The organism is Arthrobacter sp. MPF02, from assembly GCF_046605375.1.
Taxonomy (GTDB): Bacteria; Actinomycetota; Actinomycetes; order Actinomycetales; family Micrococcaceae; genus Arthrobacter.
This window is the reverse complement of record NZ_CP176772.1, coordinates 1,444,743-1,465,051: the sequence shown is the minus strand read 5'-3', so window position 1 is coordinate 1,465,051 and position 20,309 is coordinate 1,444,743. Positions and strand designations below refer to the sequence as shown.

Sequence of the window (20,309 nt, the reverse complement as noted above, 5' to 3'; positions counted from 1 at the left end):
AACTACTCTGGCCAGTTATGGAGTCCGCACACTATTTCAGCGCATCCCCCGCCGGCCCCTTCACACGAAAGCCCCTCACCGTTGAACTGGCCGGTGAAACGCGCAGGCTGCAGACTTCCGCCGGCATTTTCAGTCCTGACGGAATCGACAAGGGTACGGCTGTCCTGCTGGCCGAGGTGCCTGCTCCCTCCCCTACCGGCAACCTGCTCGACATCGGGTGCGGCTGGGGCCCGATTGCGCTGACAATGGCCCTGCGCGCGCCGCATTCAAGGGTTTATGCGGTGGATGTCAACGAGCGCTGCATCGCCCTGACCAATGAGAACGCTGCCGCGCTGGGATTGACCAACGTTGCGGCCAGCACGCCGGAGGCCGTGGACCCGGAACTGCGGTTCGACACGATCTGGTCCAACCCGCCCATCCGGATCGGCAAGGACGAGCTGCATTCGCTCCTGAGGTTGTGGCTGCCGCGGCTGGCGCCGGGCGGAGCGGCGTGGCTGGTGGTGCAGAAGAACCTCGGTTCGGATTCGCTGCAGCGCTGGTTGGCGGCGGAACTGGATGAGTCGTTTACGGTGACCCGCGAAGCGACGTCCAAGTCCTTCCGGATCCTGAAGGTCAGGAAAGCGTCCCGCTAGCCACGATCACGGCCGGACCGCTGAGCTCGACGTGCTCGTGCCCGCCGGGTCCGGAGAAGAACTTTACGCCCACCACTCCTCCGGGGACATGAACCCGCCAGCTGTCCGGAGCCCCGGCGCCTGCCCAGTGGCGGATGGCAACGGCGGCAGCGCACGCTCCCGTTCCGCAGGACTGGGTTTCGCCAACGCCCCGCTCGTGGACGCGCATGGTGATTGAACCGACGCCGTCATGGACCAGCGGTTCAGCAGGTACAACGAACTCCACGTTGGTTCCGTTGGCGGGAACCGGTTCGACAGCGGGTGCCGTGAAGAGTTTGGTGCCCGCGAGTTCCGAGAGCTCGGCGAGGGCCACCACCGTGTGCGGATTGCCCATGCTCACTGACAGGGCGGGGCGGGGAACTTCGAGGCCTTCCGCAGTGACCAGCGAATCCATGGCCTTGGCCGTGGCCTCCCCCGGGAAGATGAACTCCCAGCGGCCCATGTCCACCGCGTAGTCATCCCCGGTGCGGACCACCGTCTTGACGCCCGCCCGGGTGCCGATGGTGAGTGCCCCGCCGTCGGGCAGGTCCACCAGGCCCTCGGCGCGGAGGAAGTGGACAAAGACGCGGACACCGTTGCCGCACATCTCAGACAGCGAACCGTCGCCGTTGCGGTAGTCCATGAACCACTCCGCGTTCGGGCTGGCGGCCAGCAGCTCCCGGCCCTCGGGCAGGAGCCGCGAGGGGACGGCCCGGATCAGTCCGTCGCCGCCGATGCCGCGATGCCGGTCGCACAGCCCTGCCACCTGCCCGGGAGTGATGGTGTGGACGCCCTCGGGGTCGGCCACCAGGACGAAGTCGTTGCCCGTGCCGTGCCCCTTCGAAAAGCGGAGCCCGCCAAGCGTGCTGAAGGCGGGCGCGGCGGTCTCGGCGAGGGTTCCATCCATGCCTCCTAGGTTACCGGCCGGACGCGCACGGCCCGAATCCGGCTGGACGTCCCGGGCCCGTCAGCGGCACAGTTGCACGGCGCGCGCCACCAGCTGCGGGTCCTGCCAGTCAAGCCAGCTGATTCGGGGGTCGGCGCGGAACCAGGTGAGCTGGCGGCGGGCGAACTGGCGGGTGGCCACGATGGTGCTCTCTGCGGCCTCTGCGACAGTTGCTTCGCCGTCGATGACGGCCAGGAACTGGGAATAGCCAAGCGCGCGGGGGGCCGTCCTGCCACGGCGCAGCCCGTGGGCGTCCAGGCGGCGGACTTCGGCCAGCAGGCCCTTGTCCACCATGGCATGGACCCGCAGCGCGAGGCGTTCGTGCAGCACCGCCCGGTCCACGCTGAGGCCGACCTGCACCGCGGGCTGATAATACTCGCGCCTGGGCATGAAGGAGCTGAAGGGCCGTCCCGTTAGCTGGTGAACCTCCAGGGCGCGGATGATCCGGCGGTCATCGGACAGCCTTCCGGCGGACTCCGGGTCCACCGTCCGCAGCCGGTCCAGCAAAGCTGCGGTGCCGTGGGCGGCGAGGTCGGCCTCCAGCTGGTGCCGCAGTTGGGGATCAGTGCCGGGAAATTCCAGGACGTCTAGCGCGGCCCGGACGTAGAGGCCGGAGCCGCCGGCCAGGATGGCCCGCTTGCCCCGGGCGTGGATCCCGGCAATGAGCTGGCGCGCCTGCTGCTGGAAATCCGAGACGCTGGCTTCCTGCGTCACGTCCAGGGTGTCGAGGAGGTGGTGCGGGACTCCCCTGCGCTCGGGCACGGTGATTTTGGCAGTTCCAATGTCCATGCCGCGGTAAAACTGCATGGCGTCGGCGTTGATTACCTCGCCGCCCAGCTCCAGGGCAAGGTTGACGGCCAGGTCCGACTTGCCGGAACCTGTAGGGCCGACGACGGCGATGACCGGCGGGGTGCCCACCTGTCAGCGGGTGCGCAGCGGCAGCGAGGGCATGCCCAGGGAGACGCCCTTCTGCCCGTTTCCGGCAGCGGGTGCCGGGGCGCCGCACGAATCGGCCTGTGACCTGTCCCAGGCATCACCCGCACGTGAGCGGCGCAGGCTGTAGTCCTCAAGGGTGGGGTCGGCGATGAGGTGGAACGCGGCCGCTTCCGTGACGGTAACCGTGACCAGGTCGCCGGGCCGGGGTGCCGGGGCGCCCTCGGGAACTGAGAAGTGCACCAGGCGCTGGTCCTGGGAGCGGCCTGACAACCTGTGCGTCATGTCCGCCTTCCGTCCGGACTGGGCGGTGACCATTACTTCGACCCTGCGTCCGAGCTGCTTGCGGTTTTCCTCCGCGGCGATGCGGTCCTGCAAAGCGGTGAGGCGCTCGAAGCGTTCCTGCACCACGGCCTTGGGCAGCTGGTCCGGCAGGTCGGCGGCGGGGGTGCCGGGGCGCTTGGAGTACTGGAACGTAAAGGCCGTGGCAAAGCGCGACTTCTCCACCACGTCCAGGGTCGCCTGGAAGTCTTCTTCGGTTTCCCCAGGGAAGCCGACGATTATGTCCGTGGAGATCGCGGCGTGCGGGATCTTTTCACGCACCTTGTCCAGAATGCCCAGGAACTTGGTGGACCGGTAGGAACGCTTCATGGCGCGAAGGATGGTGTCCGAGCCGGACTGCAGCGGCATGTGGAGCTGCGGCATGACGTTGGGAGTCTCGGCCATGGCGTCGATGACGTCGTCCGTGAAGGCTGCAGGATGCGGGCTGGTGAAGCGCACCCGCTCCAGGCCCTCAATCCCACCGCAGGCCCGCAGGAGCTTGGAGAAGGCCTGGCGGTCTCCAAACTCGACGCCGTAGGAGTTAACGTTCTGGCCTAGCAGGGTGACCTCGATGGCGCCGTCATCCACAAGGGCCTGGATCTCGGCCAGGATCTCCCCGGGCCGGCGGTCCTTCTCCTTGCCGCGGAGGGCCGGAACGATGCAGAACGTGCAGGTGTTGTTGCAGCCCACGGAGATGGACACCCAGCCGGAGTAGACGGAGTCGCGCTTGGTGGGAAGCGTGGACGGGAACACGTCCAGGGATTCCAGGATTTCCAGCTGCGCTTCGTCGTTGTGGCGGGCGCGGTCCAGCAGCGCGGGCAGCGCTCCCACGTTGTGGGTACCGAAGACGGCGTCCACCCAGGGCGCCTTTTTCAGGATTGTTTCCCTGTCCTTTTGGGCCAGGCATCCGCCGACGGCGATCTGCATGCCCGGGTTGGCGGCCTTGACCGGGGCCAGGATCCCGAGGTTGCCGTAGAGCTTGTTGTCGGCGTTTTCACGCACGGCGCAGGTGTTGAAGACCACGACGTCGGCGTGCTCGCCCTCTGCCGGAACGTAGCCGGCGCTTTCCAGCAGGCCCGCCATCCGCTCGGAGTCGTGCACGTTCATCTGGCAGCCGAAAGTCCGCACCTGGTAGGTGCGCGGCGCGGGGGTGCCGTCGGGCTGTGCTGCGGGGACGGCCCCTGTGGAGGCCTCGGCGGCACCGGGAAGGGGGGAAGGAATGGTCAAACTCACCCATTAAGGGTACCGGCTGTTGCGGCTGGGCCCGCAGCAGGGCCGGCATCGGGACGAAGGCCGGCCCGATTGCGGTCAGTCGTCAAAGCTTGATGCCGCTTGTGCGTCCAGGACCTCGGTGACGATCCGGAACGCCTGGGACGGCTGGTAGCCCTTGCGGGCGAGCATGGACGCCAGGCGCCGGGTGGCTTTGTCCCGTTCGGCGCGGTCCGCCAGATCCCTGCCGGGGCGGATTTTCCGCTCCACCAGGCTGCGCGCAGCCGCCTCCTCATCGGCGTCCGAGACCTGCTCCAGGGCTGCCGCTGCGGTCTCGTGGTCAATGCCCTTGTCTGCGAGTTCGCGCTGGAGCGCACCCCTGGCAAGTTTCCTCGACTGGGCCCGGCTACGGACCCACATGTCGGCGAACTCGGCGTCGTTGATCAGCCGGGCTTCCTGGAACTTGTCCAGCACAGCTTCCGCAACGTCCTCCGGGACGTTCCGTTCGGCGAGCTTGCGCGCCAGCTGGTGGCGGCTCTTGGCGGAAGCGGTCAGCTGGCGGTACACAATGGCCCGGGCAACAGCAGCGGGGTCGGCTTCGGCGTCACCGAAACCGGGTGCATCGGCGTTGCCAAACCCGTCCGCGTCCCCGGCCTCCGACACCGGGCGGGAATGCCGCGGGCGGCCCCCCTTTACGCGGGGCCGCCCCGGTTGATGTCCTGTCAACGGCTAAAACCCGTCGACTGCCTTCAGCTTCGGCGAGTCCTTGGTGTCGGCCTCGGCCGCCTTCACGCCGACGCCAAGCTTCTCCTTGATCAGGCGCTCAAGTTCGGCTGCCAGCTCCGGGTTGTCCCGGAGGAAGCGGCGGGAGTTCTCCATGCCCTGGCCGAGCTGGTCGCCGTCGTAGGTGAACCAGGAGCCGGACTTCTTGATGATGCCGTGCTCCACGCCCATATCGATGATGCCGCCCTCGCGGGAAATGCCCTGACCGTAGATGATGTCGAACTCGGCGGTCTTGAACGGCGGGGCCATCTTGTTCTTGACGATCTTCGCCTTGGTCCGGTTCCCCACGGAATCGGCGCCTTCCTTCAGCGTCTGGATCCGGCGGACGTCGATGCGAACGGAAGCGTAGAACTTCAAGGCCTTACCGCCCGTGGTGGTTTCCGGGGACCCGAAGAAGACGCCAATCTTTTCGCGGAGCTGGTTGATGAAGATGGCGGTGGTCTTGGTCTGGCTGAGCCGGCCGGTGATCTTACGCAGCGCCTGGCTCATCAGGCGGGCCTGGAGACCGACATGGCTGTCGCCCATGTCGCCTTCGATTTCCGCGCGCGGCACCAGGGCTGCCACGGAGTCGATGACGATGATGTCCAGCGAACCGGAGCCGACCAGCATGTCCATGATTTCCAGTGCCTGCTCACCGGTGTCCGGCTGCGAGACGAGGAGGGCGTCGGTGTCTACACCCAGCTTGGCGGCGTAATCCGGGTCCAGCGCGTGTTCGGCGTCGATGAAGGCGGCGATGCCGCCGGCCCGCTGGGCATTGGCCACGGCGTGCAGGGCAACGGTGGTCTTACCGGAGGATTCAGGGCCGTAGATTTCGATGACGCGGCCGCGCGGCAGGCCGCCGATTCCCAGGGCAACATCCAGGGCGATGGAACCAGTGGGGATGACTTCAATTGGGGCGCGGACTTCATCGCCCAGGCGCATGACCGAGCCCTTGCCGAACTGCTTGTCAATCTGGGCCAGCGCTGCTTCCAGCGCTTTTGCACGATCCGGGGCTGCCGCCATGGTTGACACCTCTAATGCTTTCTCGATGGTGGCCTTAGCGGCCGTTTATTGGTCATCTCTGACGCTAAGGGGACCCACTGACATTCCGGCCGGATGACTACGGTTATGTGGAAAACCCGCTACGAAGAGCATAGCTTTATCCGAACAGGTATTCGAACAGCGGCACGGCGTGTCCGCCGAACTGCCGGACCAAAATCGAAGGCGGAGGACTCAGTTGCCGCGCGGCTTGATGTCGCGGCCCAACCGCCGCTCTGCCGGAACGTCCTGCACGTCGCAAACCGCCAGCCAAACCTTGCGCGGCTCCACGCCGGCCGCCAGCGCCTGGTCCGCGGTCCGGCCGCCAACGCCCGCCAGGACCAGCGTGCTGCTCAGCACGCGGGAGTAGCCCGAGCCGAATTCGTCGTCCATGAGCCGCCAGTAGTCACTGAGTCGCATCGGAAAATTCTCTCACGGCCCGGGACCATAGAATTGTTGCCATGAGCAACTCCCCCGATCTGCCGCCGTCGGACCACCCCGCGGACGAATCGGCCGTCGATGATGCACTGCAGAATGTGGAGCACCAACTGACCCTGTTCTGGCGGCGCGGGCGTGCCATCACCAACCAACTCTCCCGCCAGGTCCACCCGGACATGGAGCCCGCGGCGTACGGCCTCCTCACCGTGATCCGACGGGAAGGCCCTATCCGGCTGACGGACCTGGCCATGAGCATCGGCGTGGGGAAGCCGTCCGTGAGCCGGCAGATTGCGTTCCTCGAAAGCATCGGCCTCGTGTCCAAGGAGGCTGATCCGCTCGACCGGCGCGCGCAGGCGATCCGGCTGACGCCCAGGGGCGAGGAAAAGATGCACCAGGTCCAGGACGCGCGCCGCCAGGTTTTCCGGGAACGCCTGGGCGAGTGGCCGGTGCAGGACCTCAAGGAACTGGCCCGCTACATGGCCAAGCTGAACTCCACCTATGAGCGGGACGGATTCCCCAGGGACGTGCCCGCCCCTGCCGGGCGCGAGGAGGACTGACGGCGGCAGCGCCGCCACCCAAAACGAAACCCCCGGCCTGCGCCGGGGGTTTCGTGCAAATCCAGGGCCCGCCTTCCGGGGGCTGCCCTTAGCGGGCGCCGGAGAGAAGGCCGGTGGACAGTTCGCCGTCGAGGTCCGTATCGAGGTCGCGGCCGTAACGCTGGGAGAATTCCTGGGGGACGGTGTCCGGAACAGCAACGCCTTCGGCCACTGCCACACGATCGCTGACTTCGCGGAGCATGCTGGACAACGGAACATCCAGGGCCGAGCAAATTGACGACAGCAGCTCGGACGATGCTTCCTTCTGGCCGCGCTCCACCTCGCTCAGGTAGCCAAGGGAGACACGGGCGCTGTGCGAAACTTCGCGGAGCGTACGCCCCTGACGCTGGCGGACATCGCGCAGGACATCACCAATTTCGTGACGAAGTACAACCATCTTGCGCTCCTTCTGTTCGCTCTTGATCTGGTCGGCGAGGCCCACATCCTTCCAGCGGACAACGCCGTTTACGGATACGGGCTGCTTTACCATCTGTATCGCCTTGCTCCCTCATCGTTCAGGTCCGCCGCGAAGCGAACCGTCATGGTCATTTCATCCTAGGCGCCTCCGCTCTCCGGAAGCGACACAATGTAATAACTAATCGGTACCGGCTTTTGTTCCCGCCAAGTTTACGTCCGGTAACTTCGCCCGGGCCACAGCGTCCCGCAGAAGCCAGGCATCAGCAGGCGAATGACTCAGGAGGACAGCGTCTCCAGCAGCCTTTGAAGCGCCGCGCCGCAGGCCAGGCCCCGGATCTCCGCGCGGTTGCCGTCGAACGCGTACTCGAAGGCGGAGCTGCCACCGGCCGTGGCCACCCCGACAAAGACGGTGCCCACAGGCTTGCCGTCATGGCCGTTGGGCCCTGCCACCCCTGTTGTGGAAATCCCGACGTCGGCCCGCAGGAGGGTGCGGACGCCTTCGGCCATCTCCCGGGCCACGTCACTGTCAACGGAACCGGCGCGCGCCAGCAGGTCGGAACTGACGTTCAGCACGGACTCCTTGACCGAGTTCTGGTAGGCCGCCACGCCGCCCTGCAGCATTCCGGAGGCGCCGGGGGTGTCGGCGAGGACGGCGGACACCATCCCGGCGGTGAGCGATTCGGCCGTGGCCACGGTCCGCCGCACTTCGAGGGCCTGGCGCACCGCCTGGGCGGCGAGATGGTGCAGGTTGGTCATGGCTGCTCCTGTCCGTGCTCCGGCCGTGCCTCGCGCTTGCCCCTTGCCCGCAGCCGCAGGGCTTCCACTACATACTCGACGCCGGTCCAGACGGTGATAATGACCGCTGCCAGCATTACGGCGAAGGCCACCCAGGACAACCAGGGTGCGAAGGCCGCCAATGGCAGGAGGTAAAGGAAGATCGCGGCGGTCTGCACCACGGTTTTCAGCTTGCCGCCGCGGGATGCGGGAATAACGCCATACCGGATGACGAGAAACCGCAGGCCGGTGATGCCCCATTCACGGATAAGGATGACCAGGGTCATCCACCAGGGCAGTTCACCCAGCAGGGACAGCATGACCAGTGCCGAACCGATAAGGAGCTTATCGGCGATCGGATCGGCAATCTTGCCGAAGTCCGTGATGAGGTTGCGGCTCCTGGCGATGTCGCCGTCGAGCTTGTCCGTGTAAATGGCGACTGCGAACGCCAGCACAGCGGCCCAGCGCCACAGCCCGGACTCGCTGCGCAAGCCCGGGGCGTCGGCGACCAGGAACCATACGAAGAACGGCACCAGCGCGATGCGGATCATGGTCAGGACATTGGGAAGGTTCCAGACCCCCGCCCGGCCGGGGCCGGCGGCTGCTGCATCGGTGCTTGTCACTTTTCTAGGCTACATTCTTCCGGCTAGCGCCCGGTGAGGGACCAGGCGTCTTCGGACCCGTCGTCGTCATCGCCGTAACCCCCGGGGGCGGTGTCCGAGCCGTCATAGTATTCGGCTTTCTGTTTCCGCTGGTCCAGGTCGGCGGCCACGAGGTCCTCGGCGTAGCCGCCCTGCGCGATGTTGGCGTTGGCGTTGTCACTGAGGGCAGCTGTCGTGGCGTCCGCCGAGGCGGGAGCCTCCTGGCCCTTCATGGCGGCCAGCACTGCCGCGAGGTCGTCCGGCTTTACCAGGACGTCACGGGCCTTGGACCCCTCGGAAGGTCCAACCACACCCCTGGACTCCAGCAGGTCCATGAGCCGGCCCGCCTTGGCGAAGCCGACGCGGAGCTTGCGCTGCAGCATGGAAGTGGAGCCGAACTGCGTGGTGACCACGAGTTCGGTGGCCTGCAGCAGCACCTCGAGGTCATCCCCGATGTCGTCGTCGATCTGCTTCTTTTCCGCCTCGGGGGCAACGTCGTCGCGGTACACGGCCTGCAGCTGTGTCTTCACGTGCTCAACGACCTTGTGGATCTCGGACTCCGAGACCCAGGCACCCTGGACACGCATGGCTTTGGAGGCACCCATGGGCAGGAACAGTGCGTCGCCCTGGCCGATCAGCTTTTCGGCGCCGGGCTGGTCCAGCACAACGCGGGAGTCCGTGACGGAGGAGGTGGCGAAGGCCATGCGGGAGGGCACGTTGGCCTTGATGAGGCCGGTCACCACGTCCACGGACGGGCGCTGCGTGGCAAGGACCAGGTGGATGCCGGCGGCGCGTGCCAGCTGGGTGATGCGGACGATCGAGTCTTCCACGTCCCGCGGCGCAACCATCATGAGGTCGGCGAGTTCGTCCACGATCACCAGCAGGTACGGGTAGGGACGGATGACGCGCTTGGAGTCCGGTGGGGGCTGGACCTTGCCCGCCCGCACGGCCTTGTTGAAGTCGTCGATGTGCTTGAAGCCGTAGTTCGCCAGGTCGTCGTACCGCGCGTCCATCTCGCGCACCACCCACTGGAGCGCCTCGGCTGCCTTCTTGGGGTTGGTGATGATGGGGGTGATGAGGTGCGGCACGCCTTCATAGGCGGTGAGCTCCACCCGCTTGGGGTCCACCATCACCATGCGGACTTCGTCCGGAGTGGCGCGCATGAGGATGGAGGTGATCATCGAGTTGACGAAGGACGACTTACCGGCGCCGGTGGCGCCGGCCACCAGCAGGTGCGGCATCTTGGCCAGGTTGGCCACCACGTAGCCGCCTTCCACGTCCTTGCCGACGCCCATCACCATGGGGTGGTCGGTGCGGCGCGCGTTCTGGCTCCGCAGGACGTCGCCCAGCGACACGGTTTCGCGGTCCGTGTTGGGGATCTCGATACCGATGGCTGACTTGCCCGGGATGGGGCTGAGGATGCGGACGTCGCTGGAGGCAACGGCGTAGGAGATGTTCTTGGACAGCGCGGTCACGCGCTCCACCTTGGTGCCCGGCGCCAGTTCGATTTCGTAGCGGGTGACAGTGGGGCCGCGGCTGAAGCCGGTGACGGTGGCGTCCACGTTGAACTGCTGGAGCGTGTCGGTCAGGGCGGCGACGACGGCGTCATTGGCTTCGGTGCGCTCCTTCGGCACCGAGCCGGGCGTCAGGAAGTCCGACGCCGGCAGCGTATACGTCACGTCACCAGCCAGCGACAGTTGTTCGGTGCGCTGCGGGATGGGCGTGGGCGGCGGGGCGGGCGCCACGGGGGTGGAGGGCACGGTGGGTGCTGCTGCAGGCTTGCCCGGAGGTGGAGCCATGCCGGGCGTGACCATCGGGATGGCCTCGGTGGCGTTCTCCCCTGCGGAAGTGCTGGGGGCGCCCAGCCCCTGGGCCGCCTTGATCTTTTCGACGACGATCTCGGCCTGGGTGGGCCGGCGCACACCGGGGGCAGGGCGCGGCGGCTGGGCATCGTCGTCGTCAATGACGGCATGCTCGAAGGCCTCGTCGCCTACATACCCCTCCAGGCCGGCGTCGGACTTGTCCTCGTCCTTGCCAAACAGCTTCCGCTTCTTCTTCCTGGGAGCGGCCGGAGGGGTGCGGTCGAGGTAGCTGCGGTCATGGACGTCCTTGTCCTGTTCCTGCTCGATCAGGTCAACGCCCATAAGGTGCTCGTACGCCGCACGCAGGCGCCGCGGAATGGCGGTGAACGGGGTGGCGGTGATGATCAGCAGTGACACGAAGGCCAGGAGGCTGTAGAGGACGAGCGGCACTGCGGTGTGGATGGCCGCCAGCGGCGTGGCGGCGAGGAACCCCAGCATGCCGCCGGCCTGGCGGAGGCCGTCAAAGCCCTGGGCAACGGTGGGCTGGCCGCCCAGCATGTGGGCGAGGCCGCAGCCGGCGAACGTCATCACCAGGAAGCCGATGCCCACCCTGTTGTTACCGCGGCCGTCCGAGGGTTGGCGGAAAAGCCGGAAGGCGCACACGAACAGCATCAGCGGCAGGAGCAGCGAGATCCAGCCGAAGGTGCCGTTGACCACGGCGTACACTGCGTCCGGGAACCAGCCCGTCAGGCCCCACCAGGCAAAGGTGGCGATGAAGATGGCGAGGACAAGGTTGAACAGTGCTGCGCCGTCGCGCCGTTCCTCGGCGGGGAGGTCGCTGACGTCGTGCCCGATCCGGCGGACTCCCCCGCCCACCAGGTGGCCGACTCCCAGCCAGGCGCCTCCGACTACCTTCAGCAGCCACGGCTGGTGGTGTTCAACGGCGGGAAGCTGCCGCGTGCGGGCCGTGCTGGAGGAGCCTCCGCCCCGGCCGGACTTGGATGATGCCGAGCCGGAACCGCGGCCCGTGGGGCTGCCGGAGGTGCCCCTGCCGGTTCCTTTGGGCGCGGAGGTAGTACGTGTGGCCATAGTAGCCACGCTACCGGAGCCGGGCCGGAAACCCGGGGATTTCGGGGGCTCCGGGCTGGTCGGACGCGAAAGGCCCGGTTCCGTGGAACCGGGCCTTTCGCAACCCGCTGCGGACAGGGGGGGACGTGCGCCGTCAGGCTTCGAGGACCACCGGAATGATCATGGGACGCCGGCGCAGTTTGCGGTTGACCCAGGTGCCCACCACCCTGCGGACAACCTGCTGCAGCTGGTGCGTGGTGTGGTCCGCGTGGTTGAGGACGGCTTCCTCGAGGGCGCTGTTGATCTTGGGGATGATGTCGTCGAAGACGGAGTCGTCCTCAGCCACTCCCCGCGCATGGATTTCCGGTCCGGAAACCACCTTGCCCGTGGCACGGTGGATCACCGTGATGATGGAGATGAAGCCTTCATCACCGAGGATCCGCCGGTCCTTGAGGTCCGCGTCGGTGATCTCGCCAACGCTGGAGCCGTCCACGTAGACGAAGCCCACTTCGACCTGGCCCACCACGTCGGCCCGGTGGTCCTTGAGGTCCACCACGGTGCCGTTGTCGGCCAGGATGACGCTGGCCTCGGGTACGCCGGACTCGATGGCGATCTTGCCGTTGGCCAGCAGGTGCCGGGTTTCCCCGTGCACGGGCATGGCGTTGAGGGGTTCCAGGATGTTGTAGCAGTAGAGCAGTTCACCTGCGGCGGCGTGTCCGGAGACGTGCACCTTGGCGTTGCCTTTGTGGATGACGTCGGCGCCGAGTTTCAGGAGGCCGTTGATGATCCGGAACACCGCGTTTTCATTTCCGGGGATCAGGCTGGAGGCCAGGATGACGGTGTCGCCGTCGCCCACCACCACACGGTGGTCGCCGTTGGCCATCCTGGACAGGGCGGCCATGGGTTCGCCCTGGGAACCGGTGGACATGAGCACCACGCGGTTGTCCGGCAGGTTGTCGATGTTCTTGATGTCGACGATCAGCCCGGGCGGCACATCCAGGTAGCCGAGCTTTTCCGCGATGGCCATGTTGCGGACCATGGACCGGCCCACGAACGCCACCTTGCGGTTGTGTTTTGCCGCCGCATCCAGCACCTGCTGGACGCGGTGGACGTGGGAGGAGAAGGACGCCACGATGATCCGCTTGGTGGCCTGGGCGAACACGCGCTCCAGTGTGGGGCCGATTTCCTTTTCCGCGGTGGTGAAGCCGGGAATGTCCGCGTTGGTGGAGTCGGACATGAACAGGTCCACGCCTTCTTCGCCGAGTTTGGCGAAGTGCCGCAGGTCCGTGATGCGTCCGTCCAGCGGCAACTGGTCCATCTTGAAGTCGCCGGTGTGCAGGACGGTACCGCCGGCGGTGCGGATGAACACGGCGAGGGCGTCCGGGATCGAGTGGTTGACGGCCACGAACTCGCATTCGAACGGCCCGAACCTTTCCACCTGCCCTTCCTCCACTGACAAGGTGTAGGGACGGATCCGGTGCTCCTGCAGCTTGGCCTCGATCAGCGCAAGGGTCAGCTGCGAGCCCACCAGCGGTATGTCGTTGCGCAGCCGCAGCAGGTACGGGACAGCCCCGATGTGGTCCTCGTGGCCGTGGGTGAGGACCACGGCAACAACATCGTCCAGCCGGTCCTCGATATACGAAAAGTCCGGCAGGATCAGGTCAACGCCTGGCTGGGTTTCCTCCGGGAAGAGGACGCCGCAGTCCACGACCAGCAGCTTGCCGTCGATTTCGAACACGGCCATGTTCCGGCCGATCTCCCCCAGGCCGCCGAGCGGAACGATCCGCAGCGTGCCGGCAGGCAGGCGGGGAGGGGTAACAAGGCCGGTAAGGGCGGTTTGGGTCATATTGCACTACTTTCCAGGCGGAAGGGTGCCGGTCGTCGTCCTCAGGAGTAGACCAGCCCCGCTTCCGCCAAATCCCCGCGGATGGTTTCGATCTCGGCTTCGTCCGGCTCCACGAGGGGCAAACGGACAATCGAGTTGGGCAGGACTCCCTGCCACTTAAGAATCTGCTTGGCCGCCACGGCGCCCTGGACCCGGCTCATGGTGGCGCGGACTACCGGCTGGAGTTCGAAGTTGATCTTCCGGGCGGTGCCGAGGTCGTTGGCGTTGACGGCGTCGATGAGTTCGCGGAAACGGCGGGTGGCGACGTGCGTTGTGACGCCCACCAGCCCGACGGCGCCCAGCGCCATCCAGGGCAGCGTCAGTCCGTCGTCGCCCGAGTAGAAGAGGAGGTCGGTTTCCGCCATGACGCGGGTGGCCGCAACGAGGTCCGCCTTGGCGTCCTTGACGGCCACGATGTTCGGGTGCTGCGCCAGTCGGATCATGGTGTCCGGCTCGATGGCAATGGAGGAGCGGCCCGGGATGTCGTACAGCATCACGGGGATGTCGACGGCGGAGGCGATGGTTTCGAAGTGCGCGCGCACGCCTGCCTGGCTTGGCTTGTTGTAGTACGGGGTGACCAGCAGGAGGCCGTCGACGCCGAGGGCCGCGGCCTGCCGCGAAAGGTGCAGGGAATGCGCGGTGTCGTTGGTGCCGGTGCCGGCGATGATGGCCGCGCGGCCGCCAACGGCTTCCTTGACGGCTCGGAACATGCCAAGGTTCTCTTCGTCCGTCAGGGTGGAGGTTTCACCCGTTGTCCCGGTGACCACCAGGCCGTCGCAGCCGTCGTCCACCAGCTTGCTGGCCAGCGCCGCCGCCTGCCCGTAATCCACGGCGCCGTCCTTGGTGAACGGGGTAACCATGGCGGTCAGGAGGGTACCGAGGGCAGGGATGTGCGCGGAAGAGTCAGCCATGGCAAAAACGTTACCCTGTTCCCGGCAGGTTAGGACAATGCCCGCGGCGTGATGAGCGTCAAATTGAACGCCGGAACCTCGTCGACCGCGTGCGTCGCGGGCGGCAACCCCAGTCCGGCTGCACCTGCGCCGCTGCCACCCTACTCCGGGGGTGCTCCGCAGTACTTGGCCACGGCAGCCTGCCTGAGGCCCTCTGCCCAGTCGGCGAGCCGCTGGGCCGCCCTGACGTAATGGAACAGTTCCAGGGGCGTGAGGGCGTCAAGGTCTGTTTCCGCAAGGCGCCTTGCGAGCTCGGCCCCTTCGGGCTGGCTGGCGAGGCTGAGGCCTTCCTGCTCCCACTGGACGTCCTCGGCAGGCCGGCCGGCCACCAGCTGCCGGAAGAGGAAGTCCACGACGCCAGGACTCATGGCTCTGAGGAGGCCGGCGTTGCCCTGCTGGGGGCCGCCCCGTCCTTCTGTCGGGATACCGCGTGCTGGGGTTTGCATGGCGTCCATCCTATTCGAACATATATTCGAATACAAGGGCCTCCGTCCACCGTCCGACCGGGCACATGCCGGGAATGCAGGGTGGGGGCATCCTTGACAGCTGGGCTAAAGGCAGGTGTGAGACGATCTGGACATGACGTCCCGAACCCCCGCCAAAGCGTCCAGGAAAACAGGGGGCCCGGCTTCGGCGCGGCTCCACGGCATTGACGCTGCCCGCGGTGTTGCACTCCTGGGGATGATGGCCACGCATCTGTTGCCGACCTTCGAATCGAATGCGGACCTGACGCCAACCTGGGTTGGACTGACGTTTTCCGGGCGGGCCGCAGCCCTGTTCGCAGTGCTGGCCGGTGTGGGCCTGGCATTGTCCACCGGCCGGAACAAGCCGCTCTCCGGCAGCGACCTCAGTGCCGCCCGCCGGGGGGTGGCACTGCGCGCCCTGGTGATTGCAGCCGTCGGCCTGGCTTTGGGCGGGCTGGAAGTGAACCTGGCCATCATCCTGGTGCACTACGCGGTGCTGTTCCTGTGCGTCCTGCCGTTCCTGGGGATGGGACTGAAGCAGCTCTGTGCCTGGGCCGGCGGCTGGATCCTGGCCTCACCCGTGCTGGCCTACCTGCTGCGGCCCTGGCTGCTCGCCGCCGAGCCGCCGCTGAAGCTGGGGCACAATCCGAAGTGGGAAGACCTGGGAACGCCTGCCCGGCTGTTGTCAGACCTGTTCTTCACCGGCTACTACCCTGTGGTCCAGTGGATGACCTACTTGCTGGTGGGCCTTGTGATCGGCCGGCTGGTCCTCACCAGGGCCCTGGTGCCCGTTGTGCTGCTGGCGGCGGGAACGGTGGTGGCCGCGGCGGCAAAAACCCTTGGGGTGACGGCGATGGAAAGCTGGGGCGGCAGGGCAGCCCTGGAAGCCGTCCTCGACTCCCCCGGCTACCCTCTGCACAGCGTCCTGCAGGTGAACCTGACGGGCATCCCCCAGGAAGGGTCATGGTGGTGGCTGGCATCCGCTGCGCCGCACTCCGGAACATCCCTGGACCTCCTGCACACCTCAGGCGTGGCTGCCGCCGTGATCGGCCTCTGCCTGTTCCTGGGCCGGCTGGCCGAATGGGTGGACCTGGACCTGCTGCTGCCGCTGCGCGGGGCGGGTGCCATGACGCTGTCGCTGTACACCGTGCACGTCTGGGTGGTCTCCGGCTTCTACCTGAAGCCGCTGCCTGCCGGATGGACCGAGGAAGGCATGTACTTTGCCCAGGCGGCCACCGCCATCATCGTCGGCATGGTCTTCGTGCTGCTGAAGTGGCGCGGCCCGCTGGAATGGCTCGCGCACGCGGCAAGCCAGGCTGGACGGGGCCAGGTCAAGGCGGTCCGGTAGGGGCACAAGCCCCCCGCACTACGCCGGGACTTTTCCCCGGAAGAGCCGGACGGCGTCGCGCATGGACGCACGGGCACGCTTGCGGTCCCCCGCGGCGTCGTAGGCGCAGCTCAGGCGGAACCAGGAACGCCAGTCGTCGGGAGCGGCCTCGGCCTCGGCGCGGTACTTTTCGAATTCGGCATCCGCTGCGGCCCGGACAATGCGGCCGCCGGGAGTGCGCGGCAGCTCATCCACGGGCAGTCCGCCCTCGGCTTCCAGGACCTTGGCCATCTGTTCCGTACGCGCCCCGAACAGCAGCTCGCGGATCAGCGCCCAAGCACCAATGACGGGCAGCACCAGGTAGGCTGCGCCGATCGCCTGTGCAGCCAGGTTGCTGTCCGTCAGGAGCAGGATCGACCGCTGGAAGGACACCACCAGGTAGAAGACCAGCAGAAGCGTCACCGCCCCCACCCAGATCTTGGTGCGGTTCTTCCGCAGGGCAGCCAGGAACCCGCCCATGGCCTAGAGTCCCAGGTCCAGGTAGCCGTCCAGCCCCACGGTAAGGCCGGGGTGTCCGGCGACATTGCGCACGCCGAGAAGGACGCCGGGCATAAACGAGGCCCGGTCGAAAGAGTCGTGCCGGAACGTCAGCTGTTCGCCGGGACCGCCCAGCAGGACCTCCTGGTGGGCCACCAGGCCGCGGAGCCGCACGCTGTGGACCCGGACGCCGTCGACGTCGCAGCCGCGGGCGCCGGCCATCTCACTGGTGGTGGCGTCCGGACTGGGCGCAACCTGGGCTGAGGCGCGCTCGGCAGCGATGAGCTGCGCGGTGCGGACTGCCGTGCCGGAGGGCGCGTCCACCTTGTCCGGGTGGTGCAGCTCGATGATTTCCACGGATTCGAAGTACTTGGAGGCCTTGGCGGCGAAGGCCGATGCCAGGACCGAGCCCACGGCAAAGTTAGGGGCGATCAGCACGCCGGTTTCCGGATGTTCGGCCAGCAGCGCCTCGAGCGAGGACAGGCGGCCGGCATCCCAGCCGGTGGTCCCCACGACCGCGTGGATCCCGTGTTCGACGGCGAACCGCACGTTCGCCTCCGTGCTTTCAGGGACTGTCAGGTCCACCACCACGTTGGCACCGGCAGCAGTGACCTGGTCCAGCGAGTCACCCCGTCCCAGGGCTGCGGCGAGCTTCATGTCGGGTGCGGCTTCAACGGCCTTCACGGCTTCGGCGCCCATGCGTCCGTTGGCGCCGAGCACGGCAACCAGGATGGGTTCGGAGTGTTGTTCGGTCATGGCTTAACCCTACCGGCGGGCCTGCCGCGGCAAGGAACCGTGGCAGTGTGCGTTACCTCGCGGACATCTGGGCTTCAGGCGCCCGCGCCCACCCATTCAACGGTTCCGTCCGAGAAGAACTGTTCCTTCCAGATGGGCACCTGTTCCTTGATGCGGTCCACCAGCTCCGAGCAGACGGCGAAGGCCTGGCCGCGGTGGGCTGCGGACACCGCGCACACCAGGGCTGGATCGCCGATTTCCAGCATGCCGATCCGGTGGGCGGCCCAGATCCGCACCGGCTTAGTGCTCCCTTCCCCCGTGTTTTGCCCGGCACCCGCGTTCTGCTCGGCGACAAGGCGGGCGACGACGTCGGCCATCACCTGGTGCGCCGTGGGGTGCGCGGTGTAGCTGAGGCGGTCAACCGGCTTGCCGCCGTCGTGGTTGCGGACCACGCCGCTGAAGCTGACGACCGCGCCGGCCGTGTCGCTTTCCACGGCGGCTATCGCCTGGTCCACGGAAATGGGTTCCGCACTCAGGACTGCGGTCACCACCTCGAATACTGATTCAGTGCCCATGTCCGCCTTCCAGCTGGTCGCAAAGGTGCCCGATCACGGGGTCCAGGACGGTGAGCCCGTCCATGACTCCCTTGGGTGATCCGGGGAGATTAACAATGAAGGTGCTGCCGGCAGCACCTGCATACCCGCGGCTCAGGGCTGCCAGCGGTGTCTTGGCCGCACCGGCGCGACGTATGGCCTCCATGATGCCCGGAATCTCCCGGTCCAGCAAAGGCAGTGTGACGTCCGGTGTGCGGTCGTCCGGGCTGAGGCCCGTACCGCCGCTGGTAATCACGACGGCGGGCCGCTGGGTCAGGAGGGCACGGACCGCGGCGCCCACGGGCTCACCGTCCGGGACCACCATGGCCGGGTACACGTCAAAGCCGTGTTCGGTCAGCCAGTCGGTGATTACGGGGCCGGTTTCGTCGTCGTAAATCCCGGCGGCGGCCCTGGTGGAGGCGATAACCACGCCCGCCTTGCGCCCCTGCACTCCGCCGTGGCTGTGCGGTTCCGGCGCGCCGTGGGTTGCCTGGGCGCTCACAGTGCCCAGTCCCCGCTCTTGCCGCCGCTCTTGGCCAGTACCTTGATGTCGGTGAGGACAGCGTGCTTGTCCACGGCCTTGATCATGTCGTAGACGCTCAGTGCGGCCACGGACGCGGCGGTGAGCGCTTCCATTTCGACGCCGGTAACGCCGCGGGTCTTGACGGTGGCCACGATAACGACGGCGGTGGTACCCAGATCGAAGTCCACCGTCACCTTGGACAGCGGCAGCGGATGGCACAGCGGCACCAGTTCAGGGGTCTTCTTTGCGGCCATGATGCCGGCAACCCGGGCTACGGCGAGCGCATCGCCTTTCGGAAGCCCGCCGGTACCCAGGAGGCCCATGACCTCGGCGGTGGTGTTGACGGTGGCGGTGGCCGTGGCCTCGCGGGTGGTCTCGGCCTTGGTGGAGACGTCCACCATCTGGGCGCTGCCATCTCGGCGCAGGTGCGTCAGCGCGGGGGTTTGTTCTGCATTCACAGCATCCATACTTCCACTTCATCACCGGCCGCGAGCGCCGATACCCCCACGGGAACGTGCACCAGCGCGTTCGAGGCGGCGAGGGCATGCATCAGGTGTGAGCTTTCGCCGCCCTCCAGCCGGACCGTGCCGTCTGCGCAGAGGGTGCCGCGGCGCACCTGGTGCTTGTGTGCAGGTGATGTGAGCGGCTGGTGCAGGCGGGCGCGGAGGGGCATGCGCGGTGCCGGAGCACCGAGCAGCGCCGAGAGTGCGGGCCGGAGGAACATTTCGAACGAGACCAGGCAGCTGACGGGATTTCCCGGAAATCCAAGGAAGGGGGTCCCTTCGAACGTGCCGATTCCTTGGGGGCCGCCGGGCTGCATTTCCACGTGCATAAAGTCGACGGGCTGGTCAGTCATCGCCTGCCGTACTACTTCGTAGGCGCCCTTGCTGACACCTCCGGTGGTGACGATCAGGTCCGCATTGGCACCCTGGTTCCGCAACAGTTTCCGCAGTTCGTCCGGGTTGTCAGTGATGATCCCGGCCCGGCGGACCTGCAGCCCGGCCTGGGTCATGGCGGCTTCCAGGAGGGTTCCGTTGGAGTCATAGATCTTGCCGGCCGGGAGCGCCCTTCCCGGCTCCACCACCTCGTCCCCCGTGGCCACCAGCAGCACCGTCACTGGGACGTTGACGGTGACCTCGGGGATGCCGAGGGCTGCGAGCAGCCCAAGCTGCGCGGGCCCGAGGAATGTGCCCGCGGCAAGGGCCGCTTCCCCTTCCGCGATGTCGCTTCCAGCCGCGCGGACAAAGGTGCCGGGCGCCGTGGCGGGCAGTGTCACGGTTCCGCCCTCCCCTGCAGCGGGAAAGTGGTCAGGGATGGCGCGTTCAATGGGTACGACGGCGTCAGCACCGGCCGGCATCATCGCACCGGTCATGATGGGGGCAGCCATTCCCTCTCCCAGCGGGGGCGCACTGGTCCCCGCCGGGACGGGAGCCGCGATGCTTAGGGCCGCGCCGCCGTCGGGCACGTCCGAGCAGCGGATGGCGTAGCCGTCCATCTGGGAATTGGCGAAGGGCGGCAGGCTGAGGGGCGCCATGACGTCATGCACCAGGCCGCGGCCGAGCGCCTTGGAGAGGGGCACGCTTTCCGTGCGGGCGAGGGCGGCAACCGGTCGGAGGAGTTCGGTGACGGCGGCGAGGTGGTGGGCAATGGACCGTGCACGGCTGTCGTGGTGGGCGTGCGGGTGCGTGCTGGTCATGGCT

The 20,309-nt window shown here is 67.2% G+C and carries 22 protein-coding genes; 3 read left to right on the top strand and 19 right to left on the bottom strand.

Features of this window, described 5'->3' with window-relative positions; translation table 11 throughout:
* Positions 1 to 17 precede the first annotated feature (17 nt).
* Positions 18 to 632 (top strand): class I SAM-dependent methyltransferase, encoded by a 615-nt coding sequence (locus ACLH0K_RS06915; protein ID WP_411376063.1) that lies wholly within the window; start codon positions 18 to 20, stop codon positions 630 to 632.
* Here the strand turns inward: ACLH0K_RS06915 and dapF are convergent.
* The 6 genes from dapF to ACLH0K_RS06885 form a co-directional block, all read right to left on the bottom strand.
* Entirely contained in the window at positions 613 to 1,557 is a 945-nt protein-coding gene (gene dapF, locus ACLH0K_RS06910) for a diaminopimelate epimerase (protein WP_411376062.1), read from the bottom strand. The genes ACLH0K_RS06915 and dapF overlap by 20 nt on opposite strands.
* A gap of 60 nt (positions 1,558 to 1,617) precedes the next feature.
* Positions 1,618 to 2,514: a tRNA (adenosine(37)-N6)-dimethylallyltransferase MiaA gene (miaA, locus tag ACLH0K_RS06905; RefSeq protein ID WP_411376061.1), complete on the bottom strand. Its 897-nt coding sequence runs from the start codon at positions 2,512 to 2,514 to the stop codon at positions 1,618 to 1,620.
* Positions 2,515 to 2,517: 3 nt separating this feature from the next.
* Entirely contained in the window at positions 2,518 to 4,083 is a 1,566-nt protein-coding gene (gene miaB, locus ACLH0K_RS06900) for a tRNA (N6-isopentenyl adenosine(37)-C2)-methylthiotransferase MiaB (RefSeq protein ID WP_411376060.1), read from the bottom strand.
* Positions 4,084 to 4,158: 75 nt separating this feature from the next.
* Positions 4,159 to 4,629 carry a regulatory protein RecX gene (locus ACLH0K_RS06895; protein WP_411376427.1) on the bottom strand — a complete coding sequence of 157 codons (471 nt, stop codon included), beginning with the start codon at positions 4,627 to 4,629 and terminating at the stop codon, positions 4,159 to 4,161.
* 159 nt (positions 4,630 to 4,788) lie between these two features.
* A complete protein-coding gene (recA, locus tag ACLH0K_RS06890; RefSeq protein ID WP_411376059.1) occupies positions 4,789 to 5,844 on the bottom strand; it encodes a recombinase RecA in 1,056 nt (351 codons plus the stop codon).
* Between the two features lie 210 nt (positions 5,845 to 6,054).
* A complete protein-coding gene (locus tag ACLH0K_RS06885) occupies positions 6,055 to 6,279 on the bottom strand; it encodes a DUF3046 domain-containing protein (RefSeq protein ID WP_138136692.1) in 225 nt (74 codons plus the stop codon).
* A gap of 41 nt (positions 6,280 to 6,320) precedes the next feature.
* Here ACLH0K_RS06885 and ACLH0K_RS06880 point away from each other — a divergent pair, with 41 nt between their 5' ends.
* Complete coding sequence (locus tag ACLH0K_RS06880; RefSeq protein ID WP_411376058.1) at positions 6,321 to 6,854, top strand: MarR family winged helix-turn-helix transcriptional regulator; 534 nt, start codon at positions 6,321 to 6,323, stop codon at positions 6,852 to 6,854.
* A gap of 88 nt (positions 6,855 to 6,942) precedes the next feature.
* Here ACLH0K_RS06880 and ACLH0K_RS06875 read toward each other — a convergent pair whose 3' ends face one another.
* From ACLH0K_RS06875 to ACLH0K_RS06845, 7 genes are all read right to left on the bottom strand, one after another.
* Positions 6,943 to 7,383, bottom strand: coding sequence for a helix-turn-helix domain-containing protein (locus ACLH0K_RS06875; RefSeq protein WP_138136690.1), 441 nt, complete (start codon positions 7,381 to 7,383; stop codon positions 6,943 to 6,945).
* Positions 7,384 to 7,586: 203 nt separating this feature from the next.
* Positions 7,587 to 8,066: a CinA family protein gene (locus ACLH0K_RS06870; protein ID WP_411376057.1), complete on the bottom strand. Its 480-nt coding sequence runs from the start codon at positions 8,064 to 8,066 to the stop codon at positions 7,587 to 7,589.
* Positions 8,063 to 8,707: a CDP-diacylglycerol--glycerol-3-phosphate 3-phosphatidyltransferase gene (gene pgsA / locus ACLH0K_RS06865; RefSeq protein ID WP_411376056.1), complete on the bottom strand. Its 645-nt coding sequence runs from the start codon at positions 8,705 to 8,707 to the stop codon at positions 8,063 to 8,065. Before pgsA ends, ACLH0K_RS06870 begins: the two co-directional genes overlap by 4 nt.
* A gap of 23 nt (positions 8,708 to 8,730) precedes the next feature.
* Positions 8,731 to 11,616: a DNA translocase FtsK gene (locus ACLH0K_RS06860; RefSeq protein ID WP_411376055.1), complete on the bottom strand. Its 2,886-nt coding sequence runs from the start codon at positions 11,614 to 11,616 to the stop codon at positions 8,731 to 8,733.
* Positions 11,617 to 11,749: 133 nt separating this feature from the next.
* Positions 11,750 to 13,441 (bottom strand): ribonuclease J, encoded by a 1,692-nt coding sequence (locus ACLH0K_RS06855; RefSeq protein ID WP_411376054.1) that lies wholly within the window; start codon positions 13,439 to 13,441, stop codon positions 11,750 to 11,752.
* 41 nt (positions 13,442 to 13,482) lie between these two features.
* The gene (gene dapA / locus ACLH0K_RS06850) at positions 13,483 to 14,391 is read right to left on the bottom strand and encodes a 4-hydroxy-tetrahydrodipicolinate synthase (protein WP_411376053.1); all 909 of its coding nucleotides are present in this window, start codon (positions 14,389 to 14,391) and stop codon (positions 13,483 to 13,485) included.
* 140 nt (positions 14,392 to 14,531) lie between these two features.
* Positions 14,532 to 14,876, bottom strand: a complete 345-nt coding sequence (locus ACLH0K_RS06845) for a hypothetical protein (RefSeq protein WP_411376052.1) — start codon at positions 14,874 to 14,876, stop codon at positions 14,532 to 14,534.
* A 133-nt stretch (positions 14,877 to 15,009) separates the two neighbouring features.
* Here ACLH0K_RS06845 and ACLH0K_RS06840 point away from each other — a divergent pair, with 133 nt between their 5' ends.
* Positions 15,010 to 16,242 carry a heparan-alpha-glucosaminide N-acetyltransferase domain-containing protein gene (locus ACLH0K_RS06840; protein ID WP_411376051.1) on the top strand — a complete coding sequence of 411 codons (1,233 nt, stop codon included), beginning with the start codon at positions 15,010 to 15,012 and terminating at the stop codon, positions 16,240 to 16,242.
* A gap of 18 nt (positions 16,243 to 16,260) precedes the next feature.
* On the opposite strand, the gene ACLH0K_RS06835 is transcribed toward ACLH0K_RS06840, so the two are convergent.
* The 6 genes from ACLH0K_RS06835 to glp form a co-directional block, all read right to left on the bottom strand.
* Positions 16,261 to 16,740 (bottom strand): hypothetical protein, encoded by a 480-nt coding sequence (locus tag ACLH0K_RS06835; protein ID WP_411376050.1) that lies wholly within the window; start codon positions 16,738 to 16,740, stop codon positions 16,261 to 16,263.
* A 3-nt stretch (positions 16,741 to 16,743) separates the two neighbouring features.
* Positions 16,744 to 17,514 (bottom strand): 4-hydroxy-tetrahydrodipicolinate reductase, encoded by a 771-nt coding sequence (dapB, locus tag ACLH0K_RS06830; RefSeq protein WP_411376049.1) that lies wholly within the window; start codon positions 17,512 to 17,514, stop codon positions 16,744 to 16,746.
* Positions 17,515 to 17,588: 74 nt separating this feature from the next.
* On the bottom strand, positions 17,589 to 18,068 hold the full coding sequence (locus ACLH0K_RS06825; RefSeq protein ID WP_411376048.1) for a molybdenum cofactor biosynthesis protein MoaE: 480 nt from the start codon (positions 18,066 to 18,068) through the stop codon (positions 17,589 to 17,591).
* Positions 18,058 to 18,588: a molybdenum cofactor biosynthesis protein B gene (locus tag ACLH0K_RS06820; RefSeq protein ID WP_411376047.1), complete on the bottom strand. Its 531-nt coding sequence runs from the start codon at positions 18,586 to 18,588 to the stop codon at positions 18,058 to 18,060. Before ACLH0K_RS06820 ends, ACLH0K_RS06825 begins: the two co-directional genes overlap by 11 nt.
* Positions 18,585 to 19,076, bottom strand: a complete 492-nt coding sequence (moaC, locus tag ACLH0K_RS06815) for a cyclic pyranopterin monophosphate synthase MoaC (protein ID WP_411376046.1) — start codon at positions 19,074 to 19,076, stop codon at positions 18,585 to 18,587. Before moaC ends, ACLH0K_RS06820 begins: the two co-directional genes overlap by 4 nt.
* A complete protein-coding gene (gene glp / locus ACLH0K_RS06810; RefSeq protein WP_411376045.1) occupies positions 19,064 to 20,305 on the bottom strand; it encodes a gephyrin-like molybdotransferase Glp in 1,242 nt (413 codons plus the stop codon). Before glp ends, moaC begins: the two co-directional genes overlap by 13 nt.
* Positions 20,306 to 20,309 lie beyond the last annotated feature (4 nt).